General features: G+C 62.4%; 18 protein-coding genes. 14 read left to right on the forward strand and 4 right to left on the reverse strand.

Annotated features, from left to right (window positions below; translation table 11 throughout):
- Positions 1-43 precede the first annotated feature (43 nt).
- Positions 44-1,492, reverse strand: coding sequence for an NCS1 family nucleobase:cation symporter-1 (locus tag ACIQUG_RS26125; RefSeq protein WP_402325056.1), 1,449 nt, complete (start codon positions 1,490-1,492; stop codon positions 44-46).
- A 246-nt stretch (positions 1,493-1,738) separates the two neighbouring features.
- Between ACIQUG_RS26125 and vapB the strand changes: the two genes are divergently transcribed.
- Together vapB and vapC are read left to right on the forward strand one after the other, a co-directional pair.
- Positions 1,739-1,972, forward strand: a complete 234-nt coding sequence (gene vapB, locus ACIQUG_RS26130; protein ID WP_402325057.1) for a type II toxin-antitoxin system VapB family antitoxin — start codon at positions 1,739-1,741, stop codon at positions 1,970-1,972.
- Positions 1,972-2,379 carry a tRNA(fMet)-specific endonuclease VapC gene (gene vapC / locus ACIQUG_RS26135; RefSeq protein ID WP_043626407.1) on the forward strand — a complete coding sequence of 136 codons (408 nt, stop codon included), beginning with the start codon at positions 1,972-1,974 and terminating at the stop codon, positions 2,377-2,379. The genes vapB and vapC overlap by 1 nt, the downstream gene beginning before the upstream one ends.
- Before the next feature lie 12 nt (positions 2,380-2,391).
- Here the strand turns inward: vapC and ACIQUG_RS26140 are convergent, their stop codons facing one another.
- Positions 2,392-3,279, reverse strand: coding sequence for a helix-turn-helix domain-containing protein (locus tag ACIQUG_RS26140; RefSeq protein WP_402325059.1), 888 nt, complete (start codon positions 3,277-3,279; stop codon positions 2,392-2,394).
- Between the two features lie 121 nt (positions 3,280-3,400).
- On the opposite strand from ACIQUG_RS26140, the gene pobA reads away from it, so the two are divergent.
- Positions 3,401-4,573 (forward strand): 4-hydroxybenzoate 3-monooxygenase, encoded by a 1,173-nt coding sequence (gene pobA, locus ACIQUG_RS26145; RefSeq protein ID WP_402325061.1) that lies wholly within the window; start codon positions 3,401-3,403, stop codon positions 4,571-4,573.
- Positions 4,574-4,635: 62 nt separating this feature from the next.
- Here pobA and ACIQUG_RS26150 read toward each other — a convergent pair whose 3' ends face one another.
- Together ACIQUG_RS26150 and ACIQUG_RS26155 are read right to left on the reverse strand one after the other, a co-directional pair.
- A complete protein-coding gene (locus ACIQUG_RS26150; RefSeq protein WP_402325063.1) occupies positions 4,636-5,211 on the reverse strand; it encodes a GNAT family N-acetyltransferase in 576 nt (191 codons plus the stop codon).
- An 87-nt stretch (positions 5,212-5,298) separates the two neighbouring features.
- On the reverse strand, positions 5,299-6,213 hold the full coding sequence (locus ACIQUG_RS26155; protein WP_402325064.1) for a LysR substrate-binding domain-containing protein: 915 nt from the start codon (positions 6,211-6,213) through the stop codon (positions 5,299-5,301).
- A 302-nt stretch (positions 6,214-6,515) separates the two neighbouring features.
- Between ACIQUG_RS26155 and ACIQUG_RS26160 the strand changes: the two genes are divergently transcribed.
- The 11 genes from ACIQUG_RS26160 to ACIQUG_RS26210 all read left to right on the forward strand — a co-directional run bounded on the left by ACIQUG_RS26160 (position 6,516) and on the right by ACIQUG_RS26210 (position 18,164).
- The gene (locus ACIQUG_RS26160; protein WP_402325065.1) at positions 6,516-7,622 is read left to right on the forward strand and encodes an extracellular solute-binding protein; all 1,107 of its coding nucleotides are present in this window, start codon (positions 6,516-6,518) and stop codon (positions 7,620-7,622) included.
- 114 nt (positions 7,623-7,736) lie between these two features.
- Complete coding sequence (locus tag ACIQUG_RS26165; protein ID WP_156133980.1) at positions 7,737-8,723, forward strand: ABC transporter permease; 987 nt, start codon at positions 7,737-7,739, stop codon at positions 8,721-8,723.
- Positions 8,723-9,517: an ABC transporter permease gene (locus ACIQUG_RS26170; RefSeq protein ID WP_127889868.1), complete on the forward strand. Its 795-nt coding sequence runs from the start codon at positions 8,723-8,725 to the stop codon at positions 9,515-9,517. The genes ACIQUG_RS26165 and ACIQUG_RS26170 overlap by 1 nt, the downstream gene beginning before the upstream one ends.
- Positions 9,517-10,599, forward strand: coding sequence for an ABC transporter ATP-binding protein (locus ACIQUG_RS26175; protein WP_402325066.1), 1,083 nt, complete (start codon positions 9,517-9,519; stop codon positions 10,597-10,599). Before ACIQUG_RS26170 ends, ACIQUG_RS26175 begins: the two co-directional genes overlap by 1 nt.
- A gap of 69 nt (positions 10,600-10,668) precedes the next feature.
- A complete protein-coding gene (locus ACIQUG_RS26180; RefSeq protein ID WP_402325067.1) occupies positions 10,669-11,778 on the forward strand; it encodes an NAD/NADP octopine/nopaline dehydrogenase family protein in 1,110 nt (369 codons plus the stop codon).
- On the forward strand, positions 11,779-12,966 hold the full coding sequence (locus ACIQUG_RS26185; protein WP_402325068.1) for a glycine C-acetyltransferase: 1,188 nt from the start codon (positions 11,779-11,781) through the stop codon (positions 12,964-12,966).
- Positions 12,967-12,979: 13 nt separating this feature from the next.
- A complete protein-coding gene (gene tdh / locus ACIQUG_RS26190; RefSeq protein ID WP_402325069.1) occupies positions 12,980-14,014 on the forward strand; it encodes an L-threonine 3-dehydrogenase in 1,035 nt (344 codons plus the stop codon).
- 129 nt (positions 14,015-14,143) lie between these two features.
- Positions 14,144-15,139: a LysR family transcriptional regulator gene (locus tag ACIQUG_RS26195; RefSeq protein WP_402325070.1), complete on the forward strand. Its 996-nt coding sequence runs from the start codon at positions 14,144-14,146 to the stop codon at positions 15,137-15,139.
- A gap of 63 nt (positions 15,140-15,202) precedes the next feature.
- The gene (locus ACIQUG_RS26200; protein WP_402325072.1) at positions 15,203-16,303 is read left to right on the forward strand and encodes an extracellular solute-binding protein; all 1,101 of its coding nucleotides are present in this window, start codon (positions 15,203-15,205) and stop codon (positions 16,301-16,303) included.
- 78 nt (positions 16,304-16,381) lie between these two features.
- Entirely contained in the window at positions 16,382-17,362 is a 981-nt protein-coding gene (locus tag ACIQUG_RS26205; RefSeq protein ID WP_402325074.1) for an ABC transporter permease, read from the forward strand.
- A gap of 10 nt (positions 17,363-17,372) precedes the next feature.
- Positions 17,373-18,164 carry an ABC transporter permease gene (locus tag ACIQUG_RS26210; protein ID WP_192450441.1) on the forward strand — a complete coding sequence of 264 codons (792 nt, stop codon included), beginning with the start codon at positions 17,373-17,375 and terminating at the stop codon, positions 18,162-18,164.
- Positions 18,165-18,168 lie beyond the last annotated feature (4 nt).

The following is an 18,168-nucleotide window of genomic DNA, read 5'->3' on the forward strand; positions in this document are numbered from 1 at the left end:
GCAATGCGCCCGGTGCACGTCGCCCGGGCGCATTGCTAAGCGGTCAGGCCGCAAAGGCCGGCTTGCGGGCGCTGATCCTCAAGACGTAGTAGATCGCTCCGCCGATGGCGACACCGAAGAACCAGCCATAGATGCCCCACCAGGCCGGCAGGATGGTGGTGAAGGTCGGCAGGATCGAGGAGAACAGCGCGCCGATGGCAAAGGCGATGAAGGCGCTGCCGTGCCAGCCGCCCTGGAAGCGGAACTCGCCATCCTCGTGATAGAGCGCCTCGACGTTCAACTGGCCGCGGCGGATGAGGTAATAATCGACCATCATCACCCCGAAGATCGGCCCCATCGTCGAACCAATGAAGTTGACGAAATGCGCAGCCCCTGTTTCCCAAGGGGCGAAGGGGTAGAGGATGAGGGCGATCAGCGCTGCGATGTAGCCGCCGCGCTTGAAGTTGATCTGCCGCGGGAAGACGTTGGCGAAGTCGAAGGCCGGCGACACGAAGTTCGCGACGACGTTGATGCCGAGGGTCGCGACCGCAAAGGTGAGTGCGGCGAGCAGTGCCAGGAACCAGCTGTCGAATTTCGCCGATATCTGGTCCGGATGCAGCAGCACTTCGCCATAGACGGCGAAGGCGGCGGTCGTCGTGACGCCGGCGACCAGGCAGAAGGCGAGCAGGTTGATCGGCAGGCCCCAGAGATTGCCCTTGCGCAGGGTCTTCACGTCGGTCGCATAGCGCGAGAAGTCGCAGAAATTCAGATAAAGCGCTGCGAAGTAGGTGATCCAGGTGGCCGCGACCGCCGCAAGTGCGGGGAAAGTGCCCGGTTCCCAGGGAACGCCCGCGTCTTTGGTTTTCTCGATGAGCACGTCGCGCGGGATTTCCGAACCGAAGGAGAAGGTGCCCGATTTGACGATCAGGTAGACGGCAAGGACCAGCATCATGATCCAGACGGCCGGGCCCGCCCAATCCTGGAACTTGCGCACGGTCTCCATGCCGCGCTGGATGATCAGCAGTTGCAGCGACCAGACGACGACGTAGCAGATCACCTCGAGCGTCGAATGGCCGAGCATGTGGCTGTTCTGGTGGAAGGCCAGCATGCCTTCGTTGCGAATGAGAAGGGCGACGATGGCGCCGGATGCCGCAGCGGTCTGCGCGCCATACCAGAAGCAGGCGACCACGGCGCGAACGAGTGCCGGTACGTTGGCACCGAAGGTGCCGAAGGAGGCGCGGGCGAGAACGGGGAAGGGCACGCCGGTTCGCACGCCCGCGTTGCCGACGAGGCTCATCAGGAAGAAGATCACCAGCGATCCGATGCCGATGGCGATGACGAAATTTATGAAGCTGCCGCAGAGCAGGAACAGGCTTGCTGCGAGGTAGTAGCCCCACAGGCTATGCACGTCGGATGTCCACACATTGAAGATGCTGAAAGCGCCCCAACGACGCTCCTCGGCCGGTGCCAGATCCTCGTTGTACAACGAGGGCGACGGATCGCGTACTGCCATGTCTTCCTCCGTATTTCCGCCGGGTCCCCCTCGGACCCGCCTTGATTCTGCTCCCGTTTTGAGTCGTTGCAAAAGTCTTTTTGGATTGCCGAGAGGCGGGAAGCCGGTCGTGGTCGAATATAACCAAGCTCCCTTCGATCAAAGCGACCAACAGGAGACAGCCGCGAGAGATCGCGTATATCCCATTGACATATCCTGCGACTGAAACCATCTTGGATATACACAAAGTATATCCCGGAGGCGGCAATGTCGGAACAGGGCGCAGTTTTTCTCAGCAACCGCAGTCAGGCGATCCGGCTGCCGAAGGCCGTGGCGCTTCCGGAGGACGTCAAACGTGTCGATATTGTCGCGGTCGGGCGAACGCGGATCATTACGCCCGCTGGCGAAGCCTGGGACAGCTGGTTCGATGGCGAGCCCGTAACAGCTGATTTCATGGTGGAGAGAGAGCAGCCGGAGGCCCAGGAGCGCGAGTCACTCTGATGCTGAAATACATGCTCGACACGAACATTTGCATCTACACGGTCAAGAACCGGCCGCAACAGGTTCGCGAGGCGTTTAACAGGCATCACGGACAATTGTGCATCAGCTCGATCAGCCTGATGGAGCTGATCTATGGCGCGGAAAGGTCCGCCATGCCCGAGCGCAACCTTTCGGTTATTGAAGGCTTTTCCGCCCGTCTTGAAGTCCTCAACTATGATCAGGGGGCAGCGACCCATACCGGACAGTTGCGTGCCGAACTCGCCCGCAGCGGAACTCCTATAGGGCCTTACGATCAGTTGATCGCTGGTCATGCACGCTCTCAAGGTTTGATCCTGGTGACCAACAACCGCCGGGAGTTCGATCGCGTGCCCGGCCTGCGCGTCGAGGATTGGACCACAGCCCCCTGACACTTGGCGTTGCTAAGCGCCAAGCCTGTCGCGCTCGGCGAGCCGCCAGGCGCGCGGCGTCATGCCCGTCTGGCGTAGGAAGAAACGGGAGAAATATGCCGGATCGGCAAAGCCGAGGCGGAAGCTGATTTCCTGGATGCTGGCGCGGGTGAAGACGAGTTCGCGTCTAGCTTCTCCGACGAGCTTTCGCGAAATCATTTCGTGCGCGCTGAGCCCGGCGATGGCGCGCGTGATCCGGTTGAGATGGGTGAGCGACAGGCCGAGTTCGCGGGCATAGGCGGCGGCCGGCCAATGGGTGCGATGGTGCTGCTGCAAAAGCGCCTGGAAGCGCTGGACCCGCCGTTCGTTTTCACTCTCGTTGCGGTCATCCCGCTCGTCGCTCGTCTCGTCGAGACGTGCCGTCAGCGTCAGGGCAGCGGTCAGATAGGCGTCGAGAAGATCGGCGCGGTTGCTGCGGTTGCTTTCCCATTCCCTGGCGAGGCGCGTAAGCGTTGCGGCGATGTAGGACGCATCCTCGCCACCGCCGAGCCGGATCAGATGCGGGGCGGCGAGCCAGGCGCCAAGGCGGCTGCGCTCGCCGGGCGTCGTCTTCAAATGTGAAGCGAGGATGGTGAAGACGAAGCCGTCGATGTCACGTGAGAAGCGGAAGCCATGGCTGAGCGCCGGCGGAACAGTGATGACGACAGGCGGTTCGATCATGTTGACTGCGCTGCCGAAGACGGCATCGCCGGAGCCGCCGGCAATGTACAAGATCTGAAAGAAACTCTCGTGGCGGTGTAGGCCGATCTCCCAGTGGTAGAGACTGCTTCGTGACGGGATCGTCTCGCAATGCAGCCAGAAATCCGGCCGTTCTCCAGACTTTTCGCCGTAGAGCTCGTAGGTCGGAACCGTCTTCTTCATGCCGCACCTCCTGAAGCCATGTTCGATTTGTGCAATTTCATGGCGGATTTGTCCATTGAGAGCGAAGCCGGCCCAGCGCAGATTTTGCCAAAAGACAATTCCGCTAATTCCGGAGGAGAGCATGCGCACCAAGGTCGTCATCATCGGGTCGGGCCCGTCAGGTCTGTTGCTCGGCCAACTGCTGACGGAGGCCGGCATCGACAACGTCATCGTCGATCGTGTCAGCAAGGACTACATCCTCGGCCGCGTGCGCGCCGGCGTGCTGGAGGAAGGCACGGTCGGTCTGATGAATCGCGCCAGGGCCGGCGCCCGTATGCACAAGGAAGGGCTGCCGCATGACGGCTTCTCGCTCGCCTTTGACGGTCGCGACCACCGTATCGATCTCAGGCATCTGACCGGCGGCAAACGCGTGATGGTCTATGGCCAGACGGAACTGACGCGCGACCTGATGGAGCATCGTGAGCATTCAGGGGCCGTCACGATCTACGAGGCGGCCAATGTCGAACCGCATGACTTCGATGGCCACCAGCCCCACGTGACCTTCGAGAAGGAGGGTACGGCCCAGCGCATCGATTGCGACTTCATCGCCGGTTGCGACGGCTTTCACGGTGTCAGCCGCAAGTCCGTGCCGGAAAAGGCGCTCAAGACCTTCGAGAAGGTCTATCCCTTCGGTTGGCTCGGTATCCTCGCCGACGTGCCGCCTGTCGATCACGAACTGATCTATGCCAACCATCCGCGCGGCTTCGCGCTCTGCTCGATGCGTTCGACGACACGCAGCCGCTACTACATCCAATGCGCGGTGAGCGAGAAGATCGAGGACTGGTCCGACGAACGCTTCTGGGACGAATTGCGCCGGCGCTTGCCGCAACACCATGCCGAAGCGATGGTGACCGGACCGTCCTTCGAAAAGTCGATCGCGCCGCTGCGCTCCTTCGTTGCCGAGCCGATGCGTTTCGGCCGCCTTTTCCTGGTCGGAGATGCCGCCCATATCGTACCGCCGACGGGCGCGAAGGGCCTGAACCTGGCCGCCAGCGATGTGCACTATCTCTTCGAGGGGCTGCTCGAACACTACCAGGATCGCTCGAATGCCGGCGTCGACGCCTATTCGGCGCGGGCGCTGGCGCGCGTCTGGAAGGCCGTGCGCTTCTCATGGTGGATGACCACGATGCTGCATCGCTTTCCGGATACCGGCGATTTCGACCAGCGCATCCAGGAAGCCGAACTCGACTACCTCACCCATTCGGTGGCGGCCGAGACGGCGCTGGCGGAGAATTATGTCGGCTTGCCCTACTGACTAGAGCATCCCGCTCTCAAGTGGAATCACTGGAGGCGGAAAGATGCTCTAGATTCAAAGTTCTAGAGCGTCCTTTGTGCGTTCTCTTGAACGCACGGTGCTCCAGCGGCGGCGCGCTCGGCCCATTCCCCTCTGAGCAGGCCGTAGATCGCGGTGTCCCACCTGGCATCCCCGACCTTGGCGGAGGAGCGCCGAACGCCTTCTTCCTGAAAGCCGAGGCTGCGGTAGGTGCGGATCGCCGCCTCGTTGAAGGTGTAGACGTTGAGTTCCAGCCGCTCGAAGGCAGGGTCGGCGAAAAAGCGGCGGGTCACTTCACGGAGGAATGGCTGGGCGAGGCCCTGTCCGCGCATGCGCGGATTGATGGCAACTCGGGCGAGGCGGCCGACGCCGTTTGCCCAGTCGAGCGCCACCTGCGCATGGCCGGCGAGCTTGCCGTCGACGATCCCCGCAAACATCAAGCGCTCGGGTTCAGCACCTTCGGTCTCGGCGAGCATCGCCTCGAGCTGTGCTGCTTCCAGCGGAAAGGAGAGGCCGGGGCCGCCCCATTGGACCAGCGCCTCCAGACTCGAAAACCAGTCGAGCATCTCGGGAACATGCGCTTCGGAAAATGCGTCAACACGGAGGGGAGTGGTCGGCATGGATCACCAGTTCTGTCGGACCCGCAATCTCGGTCTCTGATAGAGGCTTGTAAAGCCGCGAAATCCCGCGGGCCGCCACACGCGACCTCAGGCCGTCTCCATTGCTTGTCGCATGTCGTGGACCGTCGCGCGCGTCGCCTCGACATAGGCGTCGACCAGATGACGGTTCCGCGTGTCGCGCAACCAGCAGAGGCTGAGATCCGATGGGATGCTGGGCAGGAACGGCCTGATCGTCAGCCGGTCGCGCTGACCAAAGGCGAAGAGCGGGTCGACGATGGCGATCCCGAGCCCGTTGGCGACCATTTCACACACCGCAGGCGCCAGCGTCGCGTCCATGATGTAGTTCATGCGCGTGCCGTAGGTATCGAGCGTAGTTTCGATCTTCTGCCGGATGCGGTTGTCGGCGGCAAAGCCGATATAGGGTTCGCCGTGGATGTCGCTGGGCACGATCTCCTGTTTCGCGGCAAAGCGATGATCGCGCGGCGCGATGCACACGAGATCCCCACCGCGCAGCGGCACGCACTCGATGTAAGGGTTGTCCGTGTTGCGATTGATGAGGCCGATATCGACCTGCTTGGACAGCAGCCATTCGACGATGAACTGCGAGCTGCGGATCACCACCGAGATATAGGCGTCGCCGTGCCCGGCAAGGAAACGCTTGTTGGTGTGGCTGATGAAGAGGCCTGAGAGCGCCGGCATCACGCCGACCGAGATCTGCCCCAGTTCCTCGCGCCGGATCAGGTCGACGGCGCGCTCGATCTGCTTGATGCCGGCGAAGACGCGATCGATCTCCTTGTAGAGCCGCATCCCATGCTCCGAAGGAATGAGCCGCCCCTTGATGCGCTCGAAGAGTTCAAGCTCCGTATCTTCTTCCAGATGCGCCAGAAGCTTGCTCACAGCGGGTTGCGAGATGTGCAGGACCTCCGCGGCGCGGCTGACCGTGCCGCATTCGATGACGGCCTTGAGAGCCTCGATTTGTCGTAGGTTCGGTGCGCGCTTCATTTCATAACTTCATGCAGGTCCGAATTGGCTCCAGCCTAGCTTTGCGCGCGCAGGTTGACAATGCGTCCGCCCGGGGCCCCTGCAAAATATCGCCATTCGCGGTCCCGGCGCAAATGCTAGCCTATAACCTTTTGGAATGGACGCAGACTCAAAAACAATTAGACGGGTCAAATTTGCTGCGCTTATCTCTAGGCAGGCTGCAGTCGGGTCGATCCGGTTGCGCGATTGGCGACGGGATCAGGATAGCGCTCATGCGGCGCACTGACGCCATCGGGTCACGCTGGGAGGCGAGAGGAGGAACAATGATTATCGGGCAGAATATCAATCGCAGGAGCGCGCTCAAGCTGTTGGGGGCAGGGGGTGCTACGATGCTCGCCGCGCCTTACATCATCCGGTCGGCGCATGCGCAGGGCTCGGTCCTCAACATCACGACTTACGACAAGTTCCTGCCGCAGGATTTCATCGACCAGTTCCAGAAGGATAGCGGCATCGAGGTTCGCATCCGCCTGACCGACGACCAGGGCAAGCAGTACAACCTCTTGACGGCGGAAGGCGCAAATCCGACGACCGATATCGTGACAGTCGCGGGCCACCGCTACGGGCAGTTCATCGGCTCGAAACTGGTGGAGGCGCTAGATACGGCAAAGCTGCGCAACTGGTCGAACCTCAATCCCGCCTATCAGGATGCCGCCTGGGCGCGCTACGAGGGCAACCTCTGGGGATTGCCGATCCTTGCCGGCTACGAAGGCCTCGTGCGCAACACCGACTACGTGCCGGAAGCCGACAGCTGGGGCATCATGTTCGACGAGAAATACGAAGGCCTGACCGCTTACATGGCCGGCGATTTCATGTCGATCACCATGAAGTATCTCGGCCATGACGGCGATTTCGTCACCTACACCGACAAGGTTGAGGCGGCCCAGAAGGCCGCCAGCGAAGCGCGCGACCACCTTATCAAGCACAAGCATATGGTTCGCAAGTACTACGATGCGGCCAGCGAAGTGCAGCAGATGTTCATCAACGAGGACATCCACCTGGCGCAGGCCTGGTCGGGTCCTGCCGCCAAGCTGATCATGGACGGCGTGCCGGTCAAGCTCTCCGTTCCGAAGGAAGGCACTTACGGGTTCTGCTATACGCTGAACATCGTCAACAACGCGCCCAATGCCGAGAACGCCTACAAGCTGTTCGACGCGATCCTCGCCAATCCCGAGGTCGGCGCGGCGATGACCCGCACCTCCGGCTTCAGCTCGACGATCTCCGGCGTCGACAAGCTGCTCGACGACAGGGAGCGGCTGGCATCGACGCTGCCGCAGGAAGAGCTCGAGCGCGTCACCTTCTTCAGCTCGCTCAATCGCTCGATGAAGAACGAGATCATCGATCGCGCCGTCGCGGAACTGAAGGCGGCTTAAGCAATCGCGTCGTGACGACTGACTGACTGACCTCGCCGTGGCGGCGGGGTCGGAACGGTGACGCATGTCCTGCCAACACCCGTCGGGTCGCGGACAAGCTTTGGGATAAAAACAATGGCCGTGGGAACACATGCGGCAGGTGGCGGTATCCCCGTCCGCGCCGCGCACATGAAATACTCGACCGGTGTCGCGAGGGTGATCAACTCACCGCTCTATCGCTACACCCTGGGCGCGGTTGCCGAATGGCGATATGGGCGCATCCTGCTTCTGGCCGGCGTGCCGGTCGTCTGGATGCTGATGATGCACATCGGCCCCATCTACGAAATGCTGCGCATCAGCCTGCTCTCCAGCTATCCGCCGCAGCCGGGCGTGGAGGCCGAATTCACGTTCGACAACTACGCGCTCTTCTTCAGTGAAAAGCTCTACTGGATGCCGCTGCTGCGCAGCTTCATCTATGCCTCCATCGCAACGGCCGTCACCTTGGTCGTGGTCTACCCGGTCGCCTACTACGTGGCGAAGGTGGTTGCGACCGGTAACAGGTCGCGGGCACTGCTCCTGCTCCTGGCGCCGTTCTGGGCGGGTGAAATCATCCGCATCTTCTCGGTCATCATGCTGCTCGCCAATCGCGGTGCCGTCAACGTGCTCTTGCGCGAGATCGGCCTGACCGAGCGTCCGATCCAGATGCTCTACACCTCGTTTTCGATCAGCTTCGGCCTGGTCTACATGGTCTGTCTCTACATGCTGCTTCCGCTCTATTCGGCGATCGAGAAGATCCCGAAGTCGCTGCTCGATGCCTCCGCCGATCTCGGCGCGGGGCCGTTCACGCGCTTCCGTCGCATCATCCTGCCGCTTTCGCGCGATGGCATCGTGTCGGGATGCTCGCTGGTCTTCCTCACCTGCATGGGCGTGTTCGCCGCTCCCATTCTTCTCGGTGGGCCGACCACCAGCATGTTCTCCGAGACGATCAGCAGCTTCTTCCACGGCGCCAGCAGCCGTTGGCCGGCCGGTGCCGCCTTCGCGATGATCATGCTTGCCGCATCCCTCGTCACCGTCGGTCTGTTCATGCGGGTCGTCGGCGGCTCGAAGCAAAGGACATTCTGATGCGCGCCATGTTTCACGATTGGCCGGGACTGGCTCTGAAGTCCTTCTACTGGCTGTTTGTCCTGTATCTGTTTCTGCCGCTGTCGCTAATGGTGGCGGTCAGCTTCAAGGATGCGAGCTTCATTTCGTTCCCGCTCGGCAACCTGACGATCGACTGGTACGCCAAGGTTATCAAGGACAAGCAGTTCCTGGACGCCTGCCTCTACACCATCATGATCGCCGCGGCGACGACCGCCATCGCGACGGTCATCGGCGTCTGGATCGCGATGCTGATCGGGTCGCTGCGTGGCGCCGCTCAATACGTGGCCTTCGCCGTGGCCTGCCTCCCGGCCGTCGTGCCGGGCATGATCTCGGCGATTTCGCTGCGCATCTTCATCACCACCATCGACCTGCCGACCGGCACGGTCGCCATCATCCTCGGCCACGTCGTCCACGCCGTGCCCTTCGTGGTGGTCATGGTGCTGACGCGGCTGCGCTCGATGCCGGGCAATCTCGTCGATGCCGCCCGCGATCTCGGTGCCGACAGCATCGTCACCTTCTTCCGCGTCACGCTCCCCTACCTCGGACCGGCCATCTTCGGCGGCATGATCTTCTGCCTGCTGCTGTCGAGCGATGACTTCGTCCGCACCTTCTTCCTCGGCGGCTATCGCCCGACGCTGCCGATGCTGATCTTCGCCCGCGTGCAGTCCGGCATGTCTCCGGAAATCAACGTCATGGCGACGCTCGTCCTGGTCGTGACCGCCGTGGTCGGGCTCTACGCAGAATATCTCACACGTCGTTCGAGGATCCGCTGATGCAACCGGTTGTTCAGTTCGAAAATGTCCGCAAGAGCTTCGGCAGTTTTGTCGCCGTCGATAAACTCAACCTCAACATCGAGCGCGGCAAGTTTGTCACCCTGCTCGGCCCCTCCGGCTGCGGCAAGTCGACGACGCTGCGCATGCTCGGCGGGTTCGAAACGCCGACGGAGGGCCGCATTCTGCTCTCCGGCCGCGACGTGACAATGGTTCCGCCGAACCGGCGCAACGTCAACATCGTGTTCCAGGATTATGCGCTGTTCCCGCACATGTCGGTCGCGAAGAACATCGCCTTCGGCCTGGAGCTGAAGGGCGTCGACCAGAAACAGATCCAGAGGCGCGTCTCCGAACTCCTGGAGCTCGTGCAACTGCAGGATTTTGCCGGCCGCCTTCCGTCCGAGCTATCGGGCGGCCAGCGCCAGCGCGTCGCCCTGATGCGTGCTTTGGCACCGGATCCGGATGTTCTCCTTCTGGACGAGCCGCTTTCGGCGCTTGACGCCAAGCTTCGCCAGACCATGCAGATCGAACTCAAGGCGATCCAGGAACAGACGGGCAAGACCTTCATGTTCGTAACCCACGACCAGGAAGAGGCGCTCACCATGTCGGATACGATCGTGGTCATGAACAATGGCCGGATCGAGCAGATGGGTGATCCGGCGAGCCTCTACAAGCGGCCCGGTTCCGCCTTCGTGGCGACCTTCCTCGGCGAAACCAATCTGTTGCAGTCGGATGTCGTCGGCACCGAAGCCGGCGAAGCGGCGGTGCGGTGGAACGGCATGACGATCAAGGCGTCGGCTGGCGCGCTGTCCCCCAAGGCGGGCGATGCGATCTATGTCGTTCTGCGGCCGGAGGCGATCCAATGTTCGGCGCAGGAACCGGGCGTCGCCAACCGGATCCGGGGGCGCATCCGCCAGCGCGTTTTCAAGGGCAACCACACATCGCTCAAGGTTGAGATCGGCGAGGGGCATCTGCTCAACGCGCTCGTTCATCCAAGCGAGGTGGAAGGCCTCAGCCGCGACGACATCTGGGTCGGCTGGTCGTCTGAAGCGACCACGCTCATCCCCGCCCGCAACGCGGCTTAGCCGCAACATCTCGACGGCGGGCGCCCCGGTTGCGCCCGCTAACCGATATCAATGAAAGTGGAAAACGACATGCGCGTAGGTATCGCAGGTGCTGGCTCTATTGCCTTCGGCACCGCTGCACTTCTTGAAAAACAGGGACACAAGGCGACGCTCTGGTCGCCGTCCGGCACCGGAACCCAGGCGCTCGCTGCGGGAGAGAGCCTGACGGCCGAAGGCGCCATCGAAGGTACCTTCCTTCCGGCCGTTGCCGAAAGCGCGGAAGATCTGGTCAGCGATGCGGATGCGATCCTCATCGCGCTGCCGGCCTATGGCCATCGCTTCGTGCTGGACGCTATCGCGCCGCATCTGACCGCCGGCCAGGTGGTGATCTTCAGCTCGCACACCTCGTTCGGAGCGCTCTATCTCTCGTCGCTGCTGGCCGCACGCGGCATTACCTTGCCGATCGTTGCCTGGGGCACGACGATTGTCAGCGGCCGGAAGCTCGGTCCGGCGCTGGCGCATGTCAACACCATTCGCAAGCAGGTCGATCTGGCGACGGTTCCGGCATCGGAGAGTGCGCGCGGTCACGCGGTCTGCACGGCGCTTTTCGGCGAACATTTCGTCGATCGCGGCAGCCTGCTGGCGATCGCGCTTTCGAACCTCAACCCGCAAAACCACCTCGGCATCGCGCTCGGCAACATGTCGCGCATGGAGCGTGGCGAAAGCTGGGTGCAGGCCCAGAACGTCACGCCCAACATCGGTCGCCTATTGGAGACGCTCGACCGTGAGCGGCTGGCCGTTGCCGAGCGGTTGCAGCTGAAGGTGCGTGACATCTTCCAGCATTTCCACCTGTCGTTCCATGTGCCGGTCAGCACCATCTCGCAGATGAACCAGGAAATGTACCAGGCCGGAAACAACGGCACGGGCCCTGCTACGGCCGATAGCCGTTACGTGACGGAAGATGTCCCCTTCGGTCTGGTCGTCACGGCGCAGCTCGCGCGCCTCGCCGGATGCCCGGCAGACCTGCACGAGGCGGGGATCCGCATCTTTTCGGCCATGTACGGCCGGGACTTCGAAGGCGAGAACGACCTCCTTCCGGAGCTGGGCCTCGAACGGCTGGATCTCGAAGGGCTCGATGCGCTCTGCCGCACCGGCTTTCCGCCCGTTGCCGCTGTCGATCGAGCCGAGGGGCGTGCCTGAATGAGCGACCGCTTCCTGTCCCATCTCCGATCAGAACTCGAGGGCCTGAAGTCATCAGGATTGTACAAGTCGGAGCGTGTGATCACCTCGAAACAGGCGGGTGAGATCAAGGTCGCCTCGGGCGAGCGGGTGCTCAACTTCTGCGCCAACAACTATCTCGGCTTGGCTGACAATGAAGAGCTGGCGGAGGCCGGCAAACAGGCGCTCGACCGCTACGGCTACGGCATGGCCTCGGTGCGCTTCATCTGCGGCACGCAGGAGGAGCACAAACAGCTCGAAGCGCGCATCTCGTCGTTCCTCGGGATGGAAGACACGATCCTCTATTCGTCGTGCTTCGATGCCAATGGTGGCCTGTTCGAAACGCTGCTTGGCGAAGAGGACGCGATCATTTCCGACGCGCTCAACCATGCCTCGATCATCGACGGCGTGCGGCTGTCGAAGGCCAAGCGCTTCCGCTACGCCAACAACGACATGGCGGCGCTGGAAGAGGAACTGAAGAAGGCCGAGGGCAGCCGCTTCAAGCTGATCGCCACCGACGGCGTGTTCTCGATGGATGGCATCATCGCCAATCTCAAAGGGGTCTGCGATCTCGCCGACAAGTATGGCGCCATGGTCATGGTCGATGACAGCCATGCGGTCGGCTTCGTCGGCAGACATGGCCGTGGCTCGGCCGAGCATTGCGGCGTCGAGGGCCGGATCGACATCATCACCGGCACGCTCGGCAAGGCGCTCGGCGGTGCCTCGGGTGGTTACACCTCGGGCAAGGCGGAGGTGGTCGACTGGCTCAGGCAGCGCTCGCGCCCCTATCTCTTCTCCAACACGCTGGCGCCGGTGATTGCCGCCGCCTCGCTGAAAGTGTTCGACCTGATCGACAACGGCGATGCGCTGCGCGCGCGGCTTTACGCCAATGCGGCACTCTTCCGCGCCGAGATGTCGAAGCTCGGCTTCACGCTTGCCGGCGAAGGCCATCCAATCATCCCTGTCATGCTCGGTGACGCAGCCCTTGCCCAGGAGATGGCGGCACGCATGCTGAAGAAGGGCGTCTATGTCATCGGCTTCTCCTTCCCGGTGGTGCCGAAGGGCCAAGCGCGCATCCGCACGCAGATGTCGGCGGCCCACAGCGAACAGGACGTGCGCCGGGCGATCGCCGCCTTCGAAGAGGTCGGCCGCGACCTCGGCGTGATCTGAGGGAGGCAATCAAATGACGAACATGATGAAGGCGCTGGTGAAGTCGAAGGCCGAAGTGGGCTTGTGGATGGAGCGGGTACCGGTGCCGGAGATCGGCCCCAACGACGTGCTGATCAAGGTCAAGAAATCGGCGATCTGCGGCACCGACGTGCATATCTGGAACTGGGACCAGTGGGCGCAGAAGACCATTCCGGTGCCGATGGTCGTCGGTCACGAGTTCATGGGCGAGATCGCCGAGGTGGGATCTGCCGTCACCAAGTACCATGTCGGCGAACGGGTCTCGGGCGAGGGCCATATCGTCTGCGGCAAGTGCCGCAACTGCCGCGCCGGGCGCGGGCACCTCTGCCGCAACACGCTCGGCGTCGGCGTCAACCGGCCGGGCTCGTTCGGCGAGTTCGTCTGCCTGCCGGAATATAACGTCGTGCCGATCCCCGAGGACGTGCCCGATGAAGTGGCGGCGATCTTCGATCCGTTCGGCAATGCGGTGCACACCGCCCTTTCGTTTGATCTCGTCGGCGAGGACGTGCTCGTCACCGGCGCCGGGCCGATCGGCATCATGGGGGCGATGGTCGCCAAGCGCTCGGGCGCGCGCAAGGTGGTCATCACCGACATCAACCCGACGCGGCTGGCGCTCGCGAAAAGCGTCGGCATCGACCATGTCGTCGATGCGTCGAAGGAAAACCTTGCCGACGTGATGAAGGCGATCGGCATGACCGAGGGTTTTGATGTCGGCCTCGAAATGTCGGGGGCAGCACCTGCCTTCCGTGACATGATCGACAAGATGAACAATGGCGGCAAGATCGCCATCCTCGGCATCGCACCGGCCGGCTTCGAGATCGACTGGAACAAGGTGATCTTCAAGATGCTCAACCTCAAGGGCATCTACGGCCGCGAGATGTTCGAGACCTGGTACAAGATGATCGCCTTCGTGCAGGGCGGCCTCGACCTTGCCCCGGTCATCACCCACCGCATCAAAATCGACGAATTCCGCGACGGCTTCGAAGCGATGCGCTCCGGCAACTCCGGAAAGGTCGTCATGGACTGGTGAGGCCGCTAGGGCCGGCCTGATCCGGCCCTTTCGTCCCCCGTCCGAGAAAAATTGTCTTTTGTCACTAGAACTAAGAATGCGTTTTATGCACTATTGATCGTCCACCATGCAGGGAGCGCATGATAGCCGATGGAAGTACGCGATCTCGAGGCCTTTCTCGCCGTTATGTCGACGGGCAGCATCACCGGTGCCGCCCGCCTGCTCGACCGCTCGCAGTCGCAGGTGACGCGCCTGATCCAGGACCTGGAGACGACGCTCGGCTTTGCCCTGTTCGAGCGGAATGGCCCGAGGATCGCGCCGACCGACAAGGGCATTGCCTTTCATGAGGATGCGGAGCGCTTCGTCAGCGGCATCGGCCACCTGCGCAATCGCGCCAAGGCGATCGCCGGCAAGGAACCGGAGCCGATCGAAATCGCCGCGACCCCGGCCTTCGCGAGCGGCATCATCCCGATGGCACTTGCCGCGCTGCCGGACCATCTGCTGCCCCACACGATCAATCTGCGCAGCATGCCGGCCGAGGCGGCCGTGCAGTCGGTGTTTGCGCGCACCGCGGATTTCTGCGTCACCTCGCTGCCGGCCGATCAGCCGGGCCTGGAGGTGCAAGGCTTCTTCGAAGGGCGCTGCGTCGCCGCCGTTGCGCCGCACGATCCGCTGGCGGCGAAAGACGTGATCTCGATCGCCGATCTCGCCGGGCGCACGCTCGTCACCATGTCCAATCCGTTTCGGCTGCGCCACAGCGTCGATGAAGTGCTCGATGCAGCCGGCGTGCGTCCCAATCGGATCATCGCAACCAACGCGGCGCAAAACGCTGTGCAAGTTGCATCGCTCGGCCTTGGCGTGGCGATCATCGAGCCGGCGACCGCCTATGGCCTGCAATCGGCGCCCATCGTCGTTCGGCCTCTCGACGTCGAGATCCCCTTCCTGTGGGCGATCCTGTCGGCCGGCTCGCGCCCGCTGTCGGCCGGCGTCCGGGAACTCATTCAACGGATAGCGCGGATCGCGTCGGAGCGGATGCCGGATCTCATCGTGCACGATCCCAAGCAGATGGCGCGTATCGCCGAAAGAAGCTTTGCCGGCAGGAACGCCGGCAATGGTGCGCTGCCGGACGACCCGGCGGCGAAATAAAGGGGAGCAAAAAGCTCTGAACGCTCACATGGAAATTGAGCCTGCTAAAATGAGGAGAACGAGATGAACAATTTTGACGCTACCCGCCGATCGGCAATGAAGCTGTTGGCAGCCGGGGCGGGTGTGCTCGCAGCGCCTTCGATCATCCGCCCGGCCTTCGCCCAGAGCAAGGTCGTGAACATCACGACCTACGACAAGTTCGTACCGCAGTCCTTCATCGACCAGTTCCAGAAGGATACCGGCATCGAGGTGCGCATCCGCCTGACCGACGACCAGGGCAAGCAGTACAACCTCTTGACCGCCGAAGGTGCCGCGCCTTCCACCGATATCGTGACCGTCACCGGTCACCGTCTGTCGCAGTTCATGAAATCGAACCTGCTCTCGACGCTGGACACCGGGCGGCTGAAGAACTGGGGCAAGCTCGCCGCCGCCTACAAGGGCGCGCCGCAGCTCACCGTCGACGGCAAGACCTTCGGCGTGCCGCTGCTTGCGGGCTTTGAGGGGCTGGTGCGCAACACCGAATACGCCAAGGCCTCGGACAGCTGGGAGATCATGTTCGACGAGGAAAACAAGAACCTGACGTCTTACATCGTCAGCGACTTCCTCTCGATCGTGATGCGCTACCAGGGCAACGACGGCGACTACGTGACCTATGGCGACAAGCCCGATGTTGCGCAGGCCGCCACCAACCAGGCCCGCGACTTCCTCATTCAGCACAAGGACAAGGTCCGCAAATACTACGATGCCGGCTCCGAGTTGCAGCAGATGTTCGTCAACGAGGACATCTATCTCGCGCAGGCCTGGTCGGGACCGGCCGCCAAGCTTGTTATGGACGGCCACCCGATCGAGATCTCGGTGCCGAAGGAAGGCACGTTCGGCTTCCTCTATTCGTTCAACATCGTCAACAACGCGCCGAACGCCGACGCCGCCTACAGCTTCCTCGACGCCATCCTGTCGTCGCCGGAGATTGGTGCTGCGATGACCCGCCAGTCCGGCTTCTCGTCGGCCTTCGACGGCGTCGACAAGGTGCTTGACGACAAGGAGCGCGCCGCGCTGTCGCTGCCGCCCGAGCAGGTCGAACGCATCCAGTTCTTCAGCTCGGTCAACCGCGACATGAAGAACGAGATGATCGACAAGGCGACCGCCGAGATCAAGTCGGCCTGACCTCTCGAAATCCGGGCGATCGGCTGAGGCCGGTCGCCCGTCAAAAAATGGACTCTTCCAGAGCCGGGAACAAAGAGAATGCTGGATACGACAACACAACCGCCATCCGTCGGTTTGTCGACGGTACCGCGCTATGCCGGATGGATCGGCAGGGCGGCGCGCTCGGGGCTATACCGCCATACGATCGGACTGCTCGTCGAAAGCCGGCGCGTGCGTCTTGCCGTGCTCGCGGGCGTGCCGCTTGTCTGGATCGCCATGCTGCACATCGGTCCGATCCTGCAGATGGCCAATATCAGCCTTCTTGCCAACTACCCGCCACAGCCCGACAAAAGCAGCGAATACACGCTTTCGAACTACGCGCTGTTCTTTTCCGACCGGCTCTATTTCCTGCCCTTCGTGCGCAGCCTGATCTTTGCCGCTGTTGTTACGATCTCGACGCTGGTGATCGTCTATCCCGTCGCCTATTACGTCGCGAAGATCGTGCAGCCGAAGAACCGGATGCGGGCCTTGCTGCTCTTGCTCATCCCCTTCTGGGCCGGTGAGCTGATCCGCACCTTCTCGGTCATCATGCTGCTTGCCAATCGCGGGGCGCTGAACGTGCTGCTGCGCGAGTTCGGCTTCATCGACCGGCCGATCCCGATGCTCTACACCTTCTTCTCGCTGAGCTTCGGCGTCATCTACCTGCTCGCGCTCTACATGCTGCTGCCGCTCTATTCGGCGATCGAGAAGATCCCGACGCCGCTGATCCAGGCGGCAGCCGATCTCGGCGCCGGACCCTTCCAGCGGTTCCGTCGGGTCATCCTGCCGCTGTCGAAGGACGGCATCGTGTCGGGCTGCAGCCTCGTCTACCTGACAGCCGTCGGCGTCTTCGCCGCACCGCTGCTGCTTGGCGGCCCGAACGCGGTGATCTTTCCCGAGGTCATCGCGACCCTCTTCCACGGGTCGAACGACAAATGGCCGGAGGGTGCTGCCTTCTCGATGATCATGCTCGTGGTGTCGCTCACGACCGTCGGGCTTTTCATGCGGGTCGTTGGCGGCCGCTCCGTCCGGCTGATGTGAGGGCGGAACGATGCGAACCTATTTCAACGACCTTCCGAAAACCGCGCTTGGCGCTTCCTACTGGATCTTTGCCGTCTATTTGGTCTTGCCGCTGGCACTGATGATGGCGATGAGCTTCAAGGATGCGAACTTCATCGCCTTCCCGATCGGCAACTGGACGCTGTCCTGGTACGGCAAGGTGATCCAGGACAAGCAGTTCCTCGAAGCCTCGCTCTATTCGATCGGCATCGCACTCGCCACTACGATTTCGGCGACGATCATCGGTGTGTGGATCGCGCTGCTGGTTTCAGCGGAAAACATCTGGGGCAAGGCGATCATCTTCGCGCTCGCCTGTCTTCCGGCCGTGGTGCCGGGGCTGATCAACGCGATCTCGATGCGCATCTTCATCCGCGCTGTCGACATTCCGACCGGAACCTTCGCGATCATCCTCGCGCATACGGTTCATGCCGTGCCCTTCGTCGTCATCATGGTTCTGACGCGGCTGCGCTCGATGCCGGCCAATCTCGTCGATGCGGCGCGCGACCTCGGCGCGGATCCCTTCATCGCCTTCCTGCGCGTCACCATCCCCTATCTCATGCCGGCGCTCTTCGGCGGCATGATCTTCTGCGTGCTGACCAGCATCGACGACTTCGTCCGCACCTTCTTCCTCGGCGGCTACCAGCCGACCCTGCCCATGCTGATCTTCGCCAAGGTGCAAGGCGGCATGTCGCCGGAAATCAACGCCATGGCGACCATCGTGCTCGTCGTCACCACCGCCGTCGGCATCTATGCCGAGCATATCACCCGCCGTTCCAGGAGCTGACGCA

The sequence above is a fragment of the Ensifer sp. NPDC090286 genome (genome assembly GCF_044769565.1).
Taxonomy (GTDB): Bacteria; Pseudomonadota; Alphaproteobacteria; order Rhizobiales; family Rhizobiaceae; genus Ensifer.

Bases quoted from the DNA above. Each gene is read 5' to 3' on its own strand.
- vapB (WP_402325057.1), top strand. From the start codon at position 1,739: ATGTCGGAACAGGGCGCAGTTTTTCTCAGCAACCGCAGTCAGGCGATC.
- ACIQUG_RS26170 (WP_127889868.1), top strand. From the start codon at position 8,723: ATGCGCGCCATGTTTCACGATTGGCCGGGACTGGCTCTGAAGTCCTTC.
- pobA (WP_402325061.1), top strand. From the start codon at position 3,401: ATGCGCACCAAGGTCGTCATCATCGGGTCGGGCCCGTCAGGTCTGTTG.
- ACIQUG_RS26155 (WP_402325064.1), bottom strand. From the start codon at position 6,213: ATGAAGCGCGCACCGAACCTACGACAAATCGAGGCTCTCAAGGCCGTC.
- ACIQUG_RS26205 (WP_402325074.1), top strand. From the start codon at position 16,382: ATGCTGGATACGACAACACAACCGCCATCCGTCGGTTTGTCGACGGTA.
- ACIQUG_RS26165 (WP_156133980.1), top strand. From the start codon at position 7,737: ATGGCCGTGGGAACACATGCGGCAGGTGGCGGTATCCCCGTCCGCGCC.
- ACIQUG_RS26185 (WP_402325068.1), top strand. From the start codon at position 11,779: ATGAGCGACCGCTTCCTGTCCCATCTCCGATCAGAACTCGAGGGCCTG.
- ACIQUG_RS26200 (WP_402325072.1), top strand. From the start codon at position 15,203: ATGAACAATTTTGACGCTACCCGCCGATCGGCAATGAAGCTGTTGGCA.
- ACIQUG_RS26210 (WP_192450441.1), top strand. From the start codon at position 17,373: ATGCGAACCTATTTCAACGACCTTCCGAAAACCGCGCTTGGCGCTTCC.
- ACIQUG_RS26125 (WP_402325056.1), bottom strand. From the start codon at position 1,492: ATGGCAGTACGCGATCCGTCGCCCTCGTTGTACAACGAGGATCTGGCA.
- ACIQUG_RS26150 (WP_402325063.1), bottom strand. From the start codon at position 5,211: ATGCCGACCACTCCCCTCCGTGTTGACGCATTTTCCGAAGCGCATGTT.
- tdh (WP_402325069.1), top strand. From the start codon at position 12,980: ATGACGAACATGATGAAGGCGCTGGTGAAGTCGAAGGCCGAAGTGGGC.
- ACIQUG_RS26160 (WP_402325065.1), top strand. From the start codon at position 6,516: ATGATTATCGGGCAGAATATCAATCGCAGGAGCGCGCTCAAGCTGTTG.
- ACIQUG_RS26140 (WP_402325059.1), bottom strand. From the start codon at position 3,279: ATGAAGAAGACGGTTCCGACCTACGAGCTCTACGGCGAAAAGTCTGGA.
- ACIQUG_RS26195 (WP_402325070.1), top strand. From the start codon at position 14,144: ATGGAAGTACGCGATCTCGAGGCCTTTCTCGCCGTTATGTCGACGGGC.
- vapC (WP_043626407.1), top strand. From the start codon at position 1,972: ATGCTGAAATACATGCTCGACACGAACATTTGCATCTACACGGTCAAG.
- ACIQUG_RS26180 (WP_402325067.1), top strand. From the start codon at position 10,669: ATGCGCGTAGGTATCGCAGGTGCTGGCTCTATTGCCTTCGGCACCGCT.
- ACIQUG_RS26175 (WP_402325066.1), top strand. From the start codon at position 9,517: ATGCAACCGGTTGTTCAGTTCGAAAATGTCCGCAAGAGCTTCGGCAGT.